The sequence below is a fragment of the Amycolatopsis roodepoortensis genome (genome assembly GCF_024628825.1).
Lineage (GTDB): Bacteria > Actinomycetota > Actinomycetes > Mycobacteriales > Pseudonocardiaceae > Amycolatopsis > Amycolatopsis roodepoortensis.
Map to the genome: position 1 here is coordinate 976,513 of NZ_CP102415.1, position 16,424 is coordinate 992,936.

Annotated in this window: 7 protein-coding genes; all 7 read right to left on the reverse strand. The window is 72.2% G+C overall.

The genetic code is table 11. The features are described from left to right. Positions 1-293: 293 nt before the first annotated feature. Genes NQK81_RS04765 through NQK81_RS04795 form a run of 7 tightly spaced genes read right to left on the reverse strand, consistent with a single transcriptional unit; the run spans position 294 to position 16,396 of the window. Positions 294-1,337: a 3-deoxy-7-phosphoheptulonate synthase gene (locus tag NQK81_RS04765; RefSeq protein ID WP_257487200.1), complete on the reverse strand. Its 1,044-nt coding sequence runs from the start codon at positions 1,335-1,337 to the stop codon at positions 294-296. Beyond that, entirely contained in the window at positions 1,324-2,721 is a 1,398-nt protein-coding gene (locus tag NQK81_RS04770) for a DHA2 family efflux MFS transporter permease subunit (protein WP_257487201.1), read from the reverse strand. Before NQK81_RS04770 ends, NQK81_RS04765 begins: the two co-directional genes overlap by 14 nt. Further along, positions 2,718-12,629, reverse strand: coding sequence for a non-ribosomal peptide synthetase (locus NQK81_RS04775; RefSeq protein WP_257487202.1), 9,912 nt, complete (start codon positions 12,627-12,629; stop codon positions 2,718-2,720). Before NQK81_RS04775 ends, NQK81_RS04770 begins: the two co-directional genes overlap by 4 nt. Then, positions 12,623-13,399, reverse strand: a complete 777-nt coding sequence (locus NQK81_RS04780) for an ABC transporter ATP-binding protein (RefSeq protein WP_192744619.1) — start codon at positions 13,397-13,399, stop codon at positions 12,623-12,625. Before NQK81_RS04780 ends, NQK81_RS04775 begins: the two co-directional genes overlap by 7 nt. After that, positions 13,396-14,418: a FecCD family ABC transporter permease gene (locus tag NQK81_RS04785; protein WP_257487203.1), complete on the reverse strand. Its 1,023-nt coding sequence runs from the start codon at positions 14,416-14,418 to the stop codon at positions 13,396-13,398. Before NQK81_RS04785 ends, NQK81_RS04780 begins: the two co-directional genes overlap by 4 nt. Continuing rightward, on the reverse strand, positions 14,415-15,398 hold the full coding sequence (locus NQK81_RS04790) for a FecCD family ABC transporter permease (RefSeq protein WP_257487204.1): 984 nt from the start codon (positions 15,396-15,398) through the stop codon (positions 14,415-14,417). Before NQK81_RS04790 ends, NQK81_RS04785 begins: the two co-directional genes overlap by 4 nt. After that, positions 15,395-16,396 (reverse strand): ABC transporter substrate-binding protein, encoded by a 1,002-nt coding sequence (locus NQK81_RS04795; protein ID WP_257487205.1) that lies wholly within the window; start codon positions 16,394-16,396, stop codon positions 15,395-15,397. The genes NQK81_RS04790 and NQK81_RS04795 overlap by 4 nt, the downstream gene beginning before the upstream one ends. Positions 16,397-16,424 lie beyond the last annotated feature (28 nt).

The window sequence follows — 16,424 nt, forward strand, 5'->3', positions numbered from 1 at the left end:
CGACCGGGGACTCTCGAAAGCTTCGACGGCCTGCTTGTGGCTCCACGGACGTTGCGAAAGCCACTTTCGCAACGTTGAAGGTTGCGAAAGTGGCTTTCGCAACTTACCCCGCCGCGCTTCTATCGAGCCCCAAGTCGCAACTCGCGTGATTGAAGACGTGACTCGCGTGATTGCAGGCGTAACTCGCGTGCTTGGAGGCGTAACTCGGGCGTGCGGCGCCTGATCACGCGAGTTACGTGTCTGATCACGCGAGTTACGCCTTCAATCACGTGAGATCGCCCTCGGGGTCTGGATCAACGCTCGGGGACGGGGCGCTTTCGTGGGTTGCTCAGCCGCCGCACGGCGTTCGCGCAGGCGAGGGACTCCAGCAGCGGGACGGTGCGCTCCCAGCCCAGGCAGGCGTCGGTGATGCTCAGGTCGGGCCGGGGCGGCACGGAACCGACGTCCTGCCTGCCGTCGGAGAGGTACGACTCGATCATCACCCCGGCCAGCGCGTCGTTGCCCGCCGAGATCTGGTCCGCCAGGTCGGCGACGACCACGGGCTGCCGCTTGTGGTCCTTGCCGCTGTTGCCGTGCGAGGCGTCGACGACGAGCCGGTGCGGCAGGCCGGCGGCGGTCAGCGCGTCGAGGGCGTCCGCGACGGCGTGCGCGTGATGGTTGGGTTTCGGCCCACCGCGCAGGACGAGGTGCGCGTCCGGGTTCCCGGCGCTGCGCTGGATCCGGGGGCGCCCGTCGGCGGCGGCGCCCGGGAACACGTGCGGCAGCGCGGCCGCCCGGATGGCGGCGACGGCGGTGTCCAGCCGTCCGGACACGCAGTTCTTCATGCCCACCGGCATCGGCAGCCACGAAGCCAGCTGCCGGTGCGGCTGGCTGGCGACGGTCCGCGCGCCGATCGCGCCCCAGCTGATGGTGTCCGCGAAGTAGGGCGCGAGGAACGGGTCGACGAACTCGTACGCCAGCGGCAGTCCGGTCGCGGCGGCGTCGTCCAGGAACCGCCGACCGATGCGGACACCGGCCGCGAGATCGCCCTTGCCGTCCAGGGTGGGGTCGGGCACCAGCCCGGTCCAGCCGGCGATCGTCCGCGGTTTCTCCAGGTAGGCGCGCAGGACCACGACGAGGTCGTCGGCGAACCGGCGGGACGCCTCCGCGAGCCGATTCGCGTACTCGAGCGCTCCGTCGGTGTCGTGCACGGAACACGGGCCAACGACGACGAGCAGCCGGGAGTCCCGGCGGGCGAGGACGTCGGCGACGGTTTCCCGGTGCCGGGTGATCTCCTCCGGGACGAACCCGGTCGTGGCCACCTCGGCCGGGCTGGGCAGCTGGTCAAGCATTCGCATGACCTCTCTTCTTGTCGGGGGCGGCCCGGGGCAGCCGCGTCGCACCGGCCACCGCCACGACGGCGAGGCCGAGAACACACCAGAAGGCGTCGGCGAAGGCCGCGGCGACGTCCGGGCCGCGGACGGCCAGCCGGGCCTGCAGCACCACGGCCAGCACCGCGGTGCCGATCGAGCCGCCGAGCGTGTTGAGCAGGTTCAGCGCCCCGGCGGCGCGGGGCAGCCGGGCGGGTTCGACCCGGCGGTAGACGATCGTCATCACCGGCGCGCCGATCATCGCCGCGCCGAAACCGCGCAGCAGCAGGGAAACCGCGATGGCCCAGTCCGGAAGACCCGGGCCGAGCTGAGTGAAGGGCGCGGTGCCGAGGGCGACCAGCCCGATCCCGCTCAGCACCAGGGTGCGCGGCGAGATCCGGTCGACAAGGCGGTTCACCAGTACGGAACCGGCCGCCGCGCCGATCCCTTGGGGCACCAGCAGCAACCCGGTGTCCCAAGTGGACAGTCCGGGGCCGCGCTGCAGGTAGAGCGGGAGCAGGAACATCGTGCCGAACACCGACGCGCCGAGCAGGACCAGCGCCAGCGCGGCGACCCCGAACGGCGGCCGCGTGAACAGCCGTGGATCCAGCAAGGGCGCCTCGGCGCGCAGACCGTGCCGGACGAACGCCGCGAGCATCACGACGCCGAGCGCGACGGCGAGCCCGGCGATCATCGGCGTTCCCTGCTCGAACCAGGTGAGCCCGAAGACCAGGACGGCGAGCCCCGGCGAAAGCAGCAGCGCGCCCCGGAAATCGAAGCGCTCCCCCTTGCCACCGGGTTCGCTCGCCGGAACCCAGCGCCGGGCCAGGATCACCGCGACCACGCCCACCGGGAGGTTGACGTAGAACAACCACGGCCAGTCCGCGACCGCGAGGATCGTGCCGCTCGCCATCGGGCCGAGCACCGGCGACAGCAGCGGTACGAGACCGACGACGCTGATCACGCGTCCGATCCGGTCCGGTCCCGCCGCCCGCGCCAGGAGCGCCTGGCCGGTCGGCGGGAGCAGACCGCCCGCGAGCCCTTGCAGGACGCGGAAGGCGATGAGCGCGGGCAGCGTCGGCGCCAGCGCGCACAGCAGGGACGCCAGCAGGAACACGACGACGGCGGTGAGCCAGACGCGCCGTCCGCCGAAGCGGTCGGCGAGCCAGCCCGACGCCGGCACCGCCGTGACCACGGCCAGCAGATATGCCGTCGTCACCCATTGGACGCCGGTGACCGGCGCGCCGAACTCGTCGGCGAGGGTGTCGACGCCGACCGACACGATCGTGCTGTCCAGGGTCGCCATGAACGTGCCGAGCACCAGCACGGCGGCCGTGCGCCACAGGGCGGCGTCGATCGGGCGCGCGGTCACCGCTCCCCCACGAAGCCGGCGGCGTCGCCGTCGAGCCAGGACGGCAGCTTCCGGAGATACCCGGCCAGGCCCTCGGCCAGCGACCGGGCGTCGGCCTCCCTCGCGTACAGAACGCCATCCCACCCGTGCTCGCCCGGGACGACGGTGACGCTCACCGGGTGATGCGTGCGTTCACGGAACCTTGTCCCGGTGACCGTCAGGCCGGGCGCGGGTTCGCGCAACTTCGCCGGGTCCACCGGGTAGTTCTCGAACACGAGCAGGCTGTCGAACAGGCGCTCGCGCCCGGCCAGCGAAGCGAGTTCGGGCAGGCCCATCCGGTGGTGCGCGGTCATCGCCTGCTGCCGCGATTGCAGGTCGGCGAGCGCCTCGGCGACCGTTCCGGTGAGCCTGGCACGGACCGGGACACTGTTCGCCAGCAGGCCGATGATGTCCTCGACACCGTCCACATCGGACGTCCGGTTCGAGGTCATCACCCCGAAGGTGACGTCCCGTCGTCCGGCGTGCGTCGCCAGGACGGCCGCCCACGCGCCTTGCAACAGAGTGTTGACGGTCAGCCCGCGTGAGGCACCCAGCCTGGTCAGTTCAGCGACCAGTGCACTGTCCACGGTGAACAGAGCGGGTTCGGCGGACCCACCGGTACGCGGCAGATGCTCGCCTTCGGGCAGGCCGTCGAGTTCCCTGCGCCAGGCCCGGACGTCGGCCGAGTGATCGGCCGCGGCGAGCAGGCGGGTGTACCGGGTCGGCGGCACCGGCTCGGGTAACGGCTTGCCCGCGTACAGCGCGAACAGCTCGCCGAGGATGCGCGGCGCCGACCAGCCGTCGGACAGCAGATGGTGACTGGTCAGCACGAGGGTCTGACGGCCTGGTCCGTGCCGCAGCACCGTGACCCGCCACAAAGGACCGTGCGCCAGGTCAAACGGCTCCGCGAGTTCCTCGTCCAGCGCTATGTCCAAATCGGACACTTCGCGGACACGGAAACCGGCCCGCGGCTCGGCGGGGATCACCTGGACCTCGTGCGACGCCGGGAACACCGCGCCCAGGTTCGGTTGCCGTCGCACCAGCGCCGCCGCCGCGGCCCGCAGGGCCTCGACGTCAAGGTCACCGGACAGCGTGAACGCGGCCTGCACCGGATACGGATCCTCGTCCGCCGCGCGGGACTCGCGCAGGATCACCTCCTGCAACGGGGTCAGCGGCATGATCTCGCCGGGCCCCGGCGCGTCGGCGGCGAGAGCGTCCAGCTCACGCCGGAAGTGCTCGCCCAGCACGACGATCTCGTCTTCGGTGAACAGCGCGGACGGCCAGGTGAAGCGGACCCCGAGAGTGCCGCCGTCGGGGACCATCGCGTTCACCGTCAGCGCGTACGGCAGTGGCATCTCCGCGCCACCACCCGAACCGAGCGGCTCGGCGTCCGGCGGGCGCTGCCACAGGGTCTCCTCGGCCGGGGCCTCGGGAAACCGGCCGAGATAGTTCCAGGCGATCTCGGGCCGCGGGCCTTCGACCTCGAGAATCCCGTGGCCAAGGCCATCACCTGCCGCGCGCAGGTGATCACGGACCGCCCGCAGCGCGTCCGGCAGCGGCCCCGGCGGTGGGGCGATCCGCGCCGGATGCACGGCGGTGAACCAGCCGGCGGTCTGCGCCAGATCGACCTTGCCCGTGAAGTCCGGCGTGTGTCCCGGACGTCCGTGGCTCTCGACGGCGACGACCAGATCGGCGCCGGTCCCGCGCCAGGCGGCGACGGCGCGGGCGAGCGCGGTCAGCAGCACGGTGTCCGGGCCGGTGCGATACGCCGTGGGCAGCGCGGTGAGCACGGCGTGGGTGGTGTCCTCGCCGATGTCGAGCCGGTGATGCCGGGCGGTCGCCACGGTGTCGCGCGCCGGATCGAGCCGGGTGCGGCCGAGCGTGGTCTCCGGCGCGGTGGCGATCCCGCGCCAATACCGCGTTTCGTCCTCTCGATGCGGTGCGGCGGCGCGCAGCGACCGCGCCCAGCCCAGGAAAGACTGCCCGCGCCGGTGCAGGGTCTTGCCGTGGAAGGCCTGTTCGACGTCGTCGAGCAGGACGCGCCAGGTCACCGCATCGGCGACGAGGTGGTGCGCCACCAGCAGCAAGCGTCCGGGACGGTCGCCAACGTCGGCCAGCACCGCCCGCACCAGTGGCCCGGTGCGCGGGTCCATCCGCGCGACGATCTGCTCGACGTGGGTGTCCAGCGCCGCGCGCGGATCACCGGTCACACGGACGGCGGTGAGCACGTCGGCACCGGTCACGGCGCCGACGTCCGGAACCCGAAGCGCGTCCTCGACCAGATGCGCGCGCAGGACGTCGTGGCGGGCGAGAACGGCGTCGAGCACCGAGCGCCAGCGAGGGACGTCGTCCGCCGACGGCACGCAGATCTCGACCCACTGGCAGAACCCGTCGGCCGCCTTTCCCGCGCGCCGCAGCAGATCACGCATGATCGGCGTGAGCGGGGCGTCGCCGACGGCGTGGGCTTCCTCCGCCTGTTCAGGCTCACCGCAGCGCGCGGCGATCCCGGCGACCGTGCCGCCTTCGAGGACGTCGCGCGCGGTCAGGTGCAGCCCTTCGCGGCGGGCACGGGAGACGACCCGCAGGGAGGCGATGCTGTCGCCGCCCGCGTCCAAGAAGCCGTCGTCCAGGCCGATATCGGGACCGAGCAGCTCGCGGACCACCCGAAGCAGCACCGCTTCCGCCGGGGTCGCGGGTGCCCGTCCGCCGTCGGACCGCGCTTCCGGCGCGGGCAGGGCGGCGCGGTCCAGCTTGCCGCTCGGTCCGAGCGGAAGCCGGTCCAAGGGCACGAACGCGGTCGGCACCATGTACGCGGGCAGTTCGGCGGCGAGGTACTCGCGCAGCGCAGCCGGATCGGGTTCGGCTCCGTCCACGGGGACGACATAAGCGACCAGCCGGTCTTCACGGACGATCACCGCGGCGGCGCGCACGTCGTCGTGCGCGGTCAGCGCGGTCTCGATCTCGCCGAGCTCGATCCGGAATCCGCGCAGTTTGACCTGGTGGTCGGCGCGGCCGAGGAACACGATCTGCCCGTCCGGGCGCCAGCGGACCAGGTCGCCGGTGCGGTACATCCGCTCCCCCGGCGGCCCGAACGGGTCGGCGACGAACCGCTCCGCGGTCAGCGCGGCGCGGCCGACGTAGCCCTGTGCGAGCTTCGGCCCGGCCAGGTACAGCTCGCCGGTGACGTTCGTCCCGACCGGGAGCAGCCCGCCGTCGAGCACGTACGCGCGGACCTCCGGGTCCGGTCGGCCGATCGGGAGCGGCCCGGGGTCGGCCGGGTCGTAGTGCCAGGTGACCGAGTTGATGGTGACCTCGGTCGGGCCGTAGGCGTTGAACAGCGCCCGCCGGTTCCCCCAGCGCCGCGCCAGTTCCGGGTCGAGCCGTTCGGCGCCGACGACGAAGAACACGTCCGGGTCGACGGTCGCGTCGTCGGGCATCGCGGAGAGGAACGAGGGCAGCAGGTTGAGCCCGGTGATCCGGTGTTCGGCTGCGTAGGCCAGCAGGTCGTCGCCGGAGGTCCGCACCTCCTCCGGCGCGATCACCGACGTGCCACCGGACAGCAGCGGCAGCATGAACTGCCAGAACGCGACGTCGAAACTGGTCGAGGCGAAATGCAGGTACCGCTCGGCGGCCCCGATCCCGACGATGTCCTCCTGCAGCGCGATCAGGCTCGGGACGCCGCGATGCGGTACCGCCACGCCCTTCGGCTTGCCCGTCGTGCCGGAGGTGTAGAGGACGTACACGATCGCGTCCGCACACAAGGACACGCCCGGATCGGTGTCCTCAGTGGACAGTGAAGCCGGGTCGATCACCGGTAGGCCGTTGACGTCCGAAGTGGACACGACGGCGGCGGGCGCGATGTCGTCCAGCATGTACGCGAGCCGGTCGGCCGGGTAGTCCGGGTCCATCGGCACGTGCACGGCGCCCGCCTTGACGACACCGAACAACGCGACCACGAGGTCGACGTCGCGGCGCAGCAGGACCGCGACCGGGTCCTGCGGTTTCACCCCGGCGTCGATCAGGGTGTTCGCGAGCCGGTTGGCGCGGCGGTCCAGTTCGGCGTAGGTCAGGCTTCGGTCCCGGCACACGACGGCTTCGGCGTCCGGGGTCTCCCGGACCCAGCGGCCGAACTCCTCCAGCATGCCGCCGCGTTCGCGGTTGGGTTCCGGGCCTTCGCCGAGGCGCAGCATCGCGCGTTCTTCCTCGGCGTCGAGCGCGCGCAGCCGGGAGACCGGCCGCGCCGGATCGGCGACGATCTCGTGCAGCACCGCGCGCAGCCAGCGGCCGTAGGCCTGGGCCTCCTCGCGGGTGAACGCCTGGGGCTGGTAGCCGAGGCCGACGGTGAACTCGTCGCCGGGCAGCACGATCACCGTGAGCGGGTAGTGCGTGGCGTCGGTGATGTCGACGCCGACGAGGTCGAGACCGGGGGCCAGCGTGGTGCGGGCGCGGCTGGAGAGCGGGAAGTTCTCCATCACCAGCATGGTGTCGAACAGGTCGCCGACGCCGGCCGCGCGCTGGATGTCCGGCAGCCCGGCGTGATGGTGATCGGTGAGCCGGACGCTTTCGGTGTGCACACGTTCGAGCACGGTGGCTGCTGTGTCGGCGGCGTCGAAGCGCACGCGCACCGGAATCGTGCTGCCGAGCTGGCCGATCATGCGCTCGACGCCGGGGACGTCGGCCGGGCGGCCGGAGACCGGGCAGCCGAAGACCACGTCACGCCGGCCGGTCAGCCTGGCGAGCAGCACTCCCCAGGCGGTCTGGAACACCGTCGTCGGGGTGATCCCGCGTTCGCGGGCGAAGGCGCGCAGCCGTTCGCTGAACTCCCCGCCCAGCTCCACGATGACGCGTTCCGGGCGGTCCACAGTGGACTCGACACTCGCCGGGGCGAGCCGTGTGCCCTCGTCGAGCCCGGCCAGCGCCTCGCGCCACGCCTCCAGTGCCGCGTCCGGGTCGCGTTCGCCGAGCACGCGGTGGTACTCCGAAAGCGGGGGCGCGACCGGGGCCGCCGGGCCGCCGCCGAGTTCGGCGTAGGTCGCCAGCAGGGTGCGGCCGACCAGTGGCATCGACCAGCCGTCGAGCAACGCGTGGTGATTCGTGAGTACCAGGCGGTGCTCGTCCGGGCCGAGGGTCAGCAGCAGGAACCGGATCAGCGGCGGGGTCGCCGGATCGAAGGGCCGGGCCAGTTCGGCGCGGCACTCGGCCTCGACCTGCTCCGGTGAGACCTGCGCGAACCGCCAGTCCAGCGCGACTTCGGCGGGGACCACCTGGACGACCTCGCCCGAATCGGTGGTGTGCAGGTGGATACGCAGCGCGGGATGCCGTCGCAGGACCTCCTCCGCGGCGTCGCGCATGCGGTCCGCGTCGAGCGCGCCGCTGAGCAGCGTGACGGCCTGCACCACGTAGACGTCGGTGTCTTCGGTGCCGCGTGCCAGGGTGTGGAACGAGAGCCCTGTCTGCAACGGCGTCGCGGGCAGCACGTCCTCGACGCGGCCGAGGCTTTCGAGCGCGTCGATATCGGCCTGGTCGAGGCCGACCAGCGGCAGATCCGACGGCGTGAGCCCGCCGCCGTCCGGTCCGATCCGGGTGGCGTGCGCGGCCAACTCTTCGAGGGCGAGTGACCACGCTTCCTGGAGCGCCTCGACGCTTTCCTGTGTCAGGACCTTGCCCGCCGCGGTCCATTCGACGGCGAGCCGGGGACGGCCGTCCTCGCGGACGAAGCAGTTCAGCGCCAGCACTTGTTCCAGTGACTTGTCGTCCGGTTCGGTGACCGCGAACGGGTCTTCCTCCGGCAGCCGCCAGCCGGTGCCCGGCAGTGCCGCGAAGCGACCGAGGTAGTTCAGGACGACGTCCGGCGGCGGGACGGCGGCGAGTTCGTCCATGGTCAGCGGGTCGAGATACCTCAGGACGCCGAAGCCGACGCCGTTGTCCGGGACCGCACGTTTGGCCTCCTTGGCGGCTCGCAGCAGCCTTCCGGCCTCCGCTACGCCAGAGGGAACGCGCAACGGATACTCGGCGGTGAACCAGCCGACGGTGCGCGAGAGGTCCAGGCCGTCTTGGTCCCGGCCGTGTCCTTCGATGGACACGGTTTCGGCCTCGACCGGGGCGCCACGCCACGAGCGGAGGGCGAGCACGAGCGCGGCGAGCAGCACGTCGTCCGGTCCGGCGCGGTAGGCAGCGGGCAACGCGGTGAGCACCGCGTCGGTCTGCTCCGGGGTGGCGAGGGTGACCGAACGCCGCGCGGTCGCGACCGTGTCGGCGGTCCGGTCGAGCGGACGGTGGCCGAGGTGCGGGCCGTCGAGTGCGGCGCGCCAGTGGCCGAGCTCACCGCGCCTGGCACCCGAAGTGCCTTGCTCGGCAAGGAGAAGCGCGTGCCGCCGCCAGGAGGTGCCGACCGGTTCGAGCGGCTCACCGGCGCACGCGGCGCGCAGATCCGGCAGGAGCACCCGCCACGAAACCCCGTCGATCGCCAAGTGGTGAACGACGATGACGAGGTGGTCCGGCAGCAACGCGACCTTGAGCACCCCGGCCCGGAGATCCAGGGACTCCGCGAGTTCCGCCGCGACCTCGGCCGGTTGACCGGTCGTCTCGACCACGACGTCCGACGCCTTCACCGTGCCGCGTTCCCGGACCCGCATTTCGTCCTCTAAACGCAGACGGAGGACGTCGTGGTGGTCCAGGAGCGTTTGGACGCCCTCGATCAGCAGGGTGGGCGGAAGATCCTCGTCGAGCCGGAGCGCGGTCCACTGCGTGTACCCGGCGATCGTCGCGACGTCCGGGTGCGGGTCGAGCAGGGCACGGACGATCGGCGGCGCGGGAACCACGCCGGCCGGCTCGTCCGGCGGAGCGGCCGGGGCGCCGATCTCCGCGCTCGCCGCGGCCAGTGCCTCGAAGCTGCGGCGGGCGAGCAGGTCACGCGGGCGCAGGTCGAGGCCGTGCGCGCGCAGCCTGCTGCTGACGCTGATCGCGGTGATGCTGTCGCCGCCCAGCGCGAAGAAGTCGTCGTCGACCGCGACTTCTTCGACGCCGATCACCTCGGCGATGGTCGCGCACAGCAGCCGTTCGCGTTCGGTGGCGGCGGTCCTTCCGACCGCCGCGCGCGGGGCGGGCAGCGCGGGACGATCGATCTTTCCGTTGGAGGTCAACGGAAGTGCGTCGAGAACGACGACCGCGGCTGGCACGAGATGCTCCGGCACGCGCGCGGCGAGCTCCGCACGGACCTCGTCCGGGACGACCTCGCCGACGACGTAGCCGACGAGCCGTGGCCCGCGCACCGCGGCGGCTGCCGCACGCACGCCGGGAACCGCGGCCAACGCGGCCTCGACCTCGCCGAGTTCGACACGGTGACCGCGCACCTTCACCTGGCCGTCGCGGCGGCCCAGATACTCCAGACCGCGGCCGGGCACCCAGCGGGCGAGGTCGCCGGTGCGGTACATCCGGTCGCCGGGCGCGCCGAACGGGTCGGCGACGAACCGTTCGGCCGTCGCGCCGGGGCGCCCGAGATAGCCGCGCGCGAGATGCGGGCCCGCGAGGTACAGCTCACCCGGTGTTCCCACCGGCGCGGGACGCAGCGCGGTGTCGAGCACCCGGACCGCCGTCCCCGGCACCGCGGTGCCGATCGTCGGCTCGCCGTCGTCCAGCCAGGATCCGGCACCGTCCACAGTGGCCTCGGTCGGGCCGTACATGTTGCGGGCGCGGACACCCGACTCCGCGACCTTGCGCCAGAGCGCGGGCGGAGTCGCCTCGCCGCCGAGGACGAGCAATACGGGCGGGTGCGGGCCGTCGAGCAGTCCGGCGTCGACCAGCGGCGCGGCCATCGACGGCGTGGTGTCGACGACGTCGATCCGGTCGCGGGCGAACGCGGCGAGGAGTTCGTCGGCGTCCCGGGCGACGTCGGTGCCGTAGACGTGGAGTTCGTGCCCGAACAGCAGCCACATCAGCTGGTCGAGCGCGGAGTCGAAGGCGAACGAGTAGGTGTGCGCGACGCGCAGCCGCCTACCCGCGGCGCGTTCGGTCTCGGCGACCGTGGTCGCGCGGTGGTGGCGCAGCAGCGTCGCGAGCCCGCCGACCCGGCCCAGCACGCCCTTGGGGCGGCCGGTGGAGCCGGAGGTGAAGATGACGTACGCGAGATGTTCCGGATGGCGGGGAATGTCCAGCGGCGAGGAGTCCAGTGTGGACAGATCGGTCTCGTCGAGCACCAGCTGGGGGCCAGGCACGATTTCCGGGTCGTGGGTCACGGTGAGCACCGCGCCGGCTTCGGCGGCGAGTTCCCGCAGCCGTTCGACGGGATGGGCGAGGTCCAGCGGCAGGAAGGCGGCCCCGGCGTCGAGCACCGCCAGCAGGGCGACGACGAGATCCGCGGACCGCGGCAGGGCCAGCGCGACGACGTCGTCGGTCCCGGCACCGCGTGCCCGCAACGCCCGCGCGAGGCGATGGACGCGCGTGACGAGTTCGCCCGCGGTCAGCCGTTCTTCACCGAAGACCAGGGCGGTCTGTTCGGATTCCAGGCGGTCGAGAAGTTCAGGTACGCCAAGGAGTTCGGCGTCAGGCGCGGGCGTCGACCACGCTTCGAGGAGCGTGTCCCGCTCCCCCGGCGGCACCAGGTCGGCGGCGGCGATGGCCGGGCCGTCCGGTTCGGTCAGCGCGGTGATCAGGCAGCGCAACGCGGTCAGCTTGGCGTCGACGGCGGCCTGGTCGTGGGTCCGCGCGTCGACCTCGAAACCGAGCAGCAGCCCACCGTCGGAGGTCGGCAGCACGGACAGGCCCATGTCCTCCGGCGGCCCACCCGCGACGTTGCGCATCGTGCCGTGCGAGCCCGCGAAGTCGAGCTTCAGGTCGAACGCCTTGAGGTTGATACCCCGCCCGTGCAGCAGTGCTCCGGCGCCGGGCACCGCGAGATCCTGGGGCAGGTCCTCACCGCGATATCGCTGATGCGTGCGCATCTCCTTCAGCGCGCCCGCGACCCGTGCGGTCAGCTCGGTTCCGGTGTCCTGCGGCAGCACGCCGACCCGCAGCGGCAGCACGTTGACCGCCATCGCCGGAGTCCGCAGCGCCGCCCCCTCGCGGCACATCAGCGGCATCGCGAACACGACGTCGGTCCAGCCGAGCACGCGGTGCAGGAAGGCGGCGTAGCAGGCGATCAGCGCGTCGCCCCAGGTCGTCCCGGCACGTTTTCCCAGCTCGCGCAACCGGGCCACGTCCGTAGCGGGCAGGACCGCGCGTGCGGTCACGGTGTGCTCGGGCGGACCCGACGCGCCTCCGGCGTCGTCGAGCTCCGGCAAGGGCGTGAACCGCTCCCGCCAGTACTCGCGGTCCTGGGCGAACCGCTCGCTCTCGCGGTAGGCCTGGTCGGCCTCAACGAGATCGGCGAACCGGGCGAACGTCGAGGGCGGCACTTCCTTGCCCTGGACCGAAGCGGTGTAGCGGGCGGCGGTCCGGCGGGCGAGCATCGCCGCGGTGTAACCGTCGAACACCAGGTGGTGCCCGAGCTGGGTGAACCACACTTGCGAGTCGGACAGCCGCAGCACGAGGTGGGCGAACAACGGCCGCTCGACCATGCCGCGGCAAGCCTCGGCGACGCGGCGGCGTTCGGCGTCCACCCGCGTGTGCGCGGCGGCCACCGGATCGGCCTCACCGCGCAGATCCACGATCTCCGGCAGCGGCATCTCGTCGTCCGACACCACCTGACGTGGCCCGTCCGGCGTCTCGAAGACCCGCAACCGCAGGCTGTCCGCCTCTTCGGCGGTCGCCCGGATCGCCTCGGTCAGCGCGGCGACGTCGACCGGCTTTTCGCCGGCGATCTCGATCACGTCACCGACGACGTAGTAGGGCGAGTCGGGTTCGAGGCGTTGCGCGGTCCAGATGCCCAGCTGGGCACCAGTCAGGTTCAGCATGTGGGCACCACCATCGGGGTTCCGGTCACCGGGTCGGGCACGACGACGCTGGGGAGATCGAAGACCTCCTTCATCAGCTCGGCGTCGACGATGTCGGCGGGCGCTCCTTCGGCGACGATCCGGCCGTCCCGCAGCGCGACGAGGTGGTCGGCGTAGCGGCACGCCTGGTTGATGTCGTGCAGGACGGCGATCACCGTGCGGCCTTCGTCGCGCAGGCGCGCCAGCAGGCTCAGCAGCTGGTACTGGTGCGCGATGTCGAGGAACGACGTCGGCTCGTCGAGCAGCAGGTACGGCGTCTTCTGCGCCAGCACCAGAGCCACCCACACGCGCTGACGCTGCCCGCCCGAAAGTTCCTGCACCGGCCGGTCGGCCAGCCCCGCCACCCCGGCCGCGGTCATCGCCTCGATCACCGCGCGTTCGTCCTCTTCGGACCACGACGCGAACAGCGACTGATGCGGGAACCGGCCGCGCGCGACCAGCTGCCGGACGCGGACGTCCTCGGGTGCCACCGGATCCTGCGGCAGGAACCCGAGTTCCCGCGCCAATCCCTTGCCGGGGAAGGAACCGACGTCCTTACCGTCGAGCAGGACTTCGCCGTCCGACGGGCGCAGCAGCCGGACGAACGCGCGCAGCAACGTCGACTTGCCACACGCGTTCGGTCCGACGACGGCGGTGAACGCGCGGTCGGGCACGTCGAGGCTCAGCCGGGTCGACACGACCCGGTCGCCGTAGCGCAGGGTCAGATCCCGGGCGGTCAAGCGGGCACTCATGTGCGCCGCACCTCCTTGGTGAGCAGCCAGATCAGGTAGCCGCCGCCGATCACGGTGCTGATCACACCGACCGGCAGCGCTTCCGGCGCGAGCAGCATCTGGGCGGCCAGGTCGGCGCTGGTCAGCAGCACGGCGCCGGTGAGGGCGGCGGGCAGCAGGGAAATCCCGGGCGTGCGGGCCAGCCGCCGCCCGATCTGCGGGGCCGCCAGCGCGATGAACGCGATCGGACCGGCGACGGCGGTGACCGTGGCCGTGCAGCCGACCCCGATCAGCACGAGCGCCAGCCGCAGCCGGTCCCAGCGGACGCCGGTGGTGACCGCCAGCGCGCCGCCGAGCGCGGCCTGGTGCAACGCCGGCGCCCTGGTGAACAGCACGACGAACAGCACCGCGAGCACGCCGAACGGGATCGCGACGTCGTCCCAGCCGATCCCGTTGAGCGAACCGGCGTTCCAGCCGACGGCCGCGATCGCGATCTCGAGTTCGGCGCGCAGCACGATCCACGAGTTGATCGCCGTGAGCATCGCGTTGATCGCGATGCCGATGACGATCAGCCGCAGCCCGGACAGCCCGCCGCCGAGTGACAGCGCGTACACGATCGCCGCCGTGAGCACGCCGCCGAGCACCGAACCGACGGTCAGCTGCGTGGACGTCCCCGAAAGCACCGTGATCGCGAACAGCGCGCCGGTGTACGCGCCCGCGTCGAGGCCGATCACGTCCGGGCTGCCCAGCGGGTTTCGGGTGATGTTCTGGAAGATCGCGCCCGCCAGGCCGAGCGCGGCGCCGAACACCAGCCCCGCCATCACCCGTGGGAGCCGCCATTCGCGGATGACCACGCCGGGGCCGCCGCCGGAACCGGTGAGCGCGGCGAACACGCGGGCGGGACTCGCCCACGCCGCGCCGTAACAGAGCCCGAGCAGCGTCAGGCCGGCGATGACCACGAGCATCGCCACGAGGAAGACGAGGGTGCGGCGTTCGATCCGGGCGGAGAACCTCCCGCGCCGCAGGACGAGTGTGCTCATAGCGGCGCCGCCCCGTATTTGCGGACGGCCCAGATCAGCACCGGGCCGCCGAGGAACGCGGTCACGATCGCGACCGGGACCTCGCCGGTCGGCAGCAGGACCCGGGAGCCGACGTCCGCGGCCAGCATCAGGACCGGGCCGAGCAGTGCGGCGAACGCGATCAGCCACGGGATCGACGCGCCGGCCACCCGCCGCGCCAGATGCGGCACGATCAGCCCGACGAACAGGATCGGCCCGGCCAGCGCGGTCGCCGCGCCCGCCATCAGCGTGATCAGCAGCAGGGTGATCGTCCGTACCCTGGCGACGTTCGCGCCGAGCGTGTGCGCGACCGTCTCGCCGAGCGCGATCGCGTTCAGCTGGCGGCTCACCGCGAACGCGCCCAGCAGGGACAGGCCGATGATGATCAGCGGAACCGTGGTCGGCGCCTGTTCACGGCCCGCCAGGGAACCCACCGACCAGAACCGGTAGACGTCGAAGGTGTCGGGGAACAGCAGCCGCAGGCCGAGGGTGAGCCCCAGCAGCACGGCGCTCAACGCGGTACCGGCCAGCACCAGCCGCAGCGGCGACTTGCTGCCGACCGCGTACACCAGCGCCGAAGCGCCGAGCGCGCCCACCACCGCCAAGCCCAGCTCCACGGGCGCCGACGCGGCGAGCCCGAACGAGGACCCCACCGCGATGGCGAACCCGGCCCCGGCGGTCACGCCGAGCACGCCGGGTTCGGCCAAGGCGTTGCGGGACAAGGCCTGCACGAGCACACCGCCGACGGCGAGCGCAGCGCCGACGCCGATCGCCAGCACCGCCCTCGGCATCCTGATGTCCAGGACCACGGCCCGGTCACTCGGATTCCCGTCGCCCAGCAGGGCGCGCACGACCTCGCCGGGGGCGATTGCGTGCGCGCCGATGCCGACGCTCAGCACGGCGACCACGACGAGCCCGAGCAGTGCGGCGCCGAGCAGCGCGGACCGCCCGGTGGTGGTCACTTCTTCAGCAGCGGCGCGAACGCCTGGTCGACGGCGTCCAAAGTGGACGTCGCGGCCCGGTAGGTGGCGGCCTCGGTGTAGCGGAACGGGTAGACCTTGCCCGCCTTCACCGCGGGGAGTTCCTTCCACAACGGCGAGTCGAGGACGTACTTGACCGGCGCGGGCACGGAACCGTCGGCGGCGACCGAGTAGGTGATCGCGTCGGCCTGCGCGAACGCGGTCGGCAGCTCTTCGATCGACGGGTACTCGCTGACGTCCTTGGAGCCGCCGCCCTTGACCTTCACCTGGCCGTAGTAGGTGGCGCCGACGTCCTGCGCGATGTTGGTGCCCCAGGAACCGTTGAACTCACGCTGGAAGTTGCCCTTGGCGACCTCGCCGTAGGCACCGACGTGGCCCAGCTTCAGCTGCGGCAGCACGGCCTTGTACTTCTCGGCCAGCCCCTTGGCCTTGGTGTCGTACGCGGTCTTGAGCGCGTCGAACCCGGCGGTGGCGCCGGCGGCGTCGGCCTGCTTGCGGGACAGCTCACGCCACATCGACGGCACCGACGGGCCGATGGCCACGACCGGCGCGATCGCTTCGAGCCGCTTGATGTCGATGTCGGCGAGCACCGGCTTCGGCACGCCGATGACGATCAGGTCCGGATCCGCCTGCGCGATCGCCTCGTAGTTCGTCTCCGCCGCCGATTCGCCCGCGACCTTCGCCAGCTCGTCGTACTTCTTGCGCTCCTGCTCGTTGAACAGCGGGATGCCGCGCTTCCAGCTGGAGACCCCGACCAGCGGCGCGCCCGCTTCGAGCAGGGCGGGCACGGCGTAACCGGTGGCGATGACCCGCTTCGGCGAGACCGGGATGGTGATCTGGCCGTTGTCGGCGGAGAACACCCGGGTCGGACCGCCGTCCGCCTGCCCGGCGTCGCCGGACCCACAGGCGGTGGCCGCGGTCACGACCGTCAAAGCGAGCGCGAGCGCTCCGGCGAGACGGCGGGTTCTGGTGGTGCGCATGGATTTCCTCGTTCTTCGATGAGTGGGG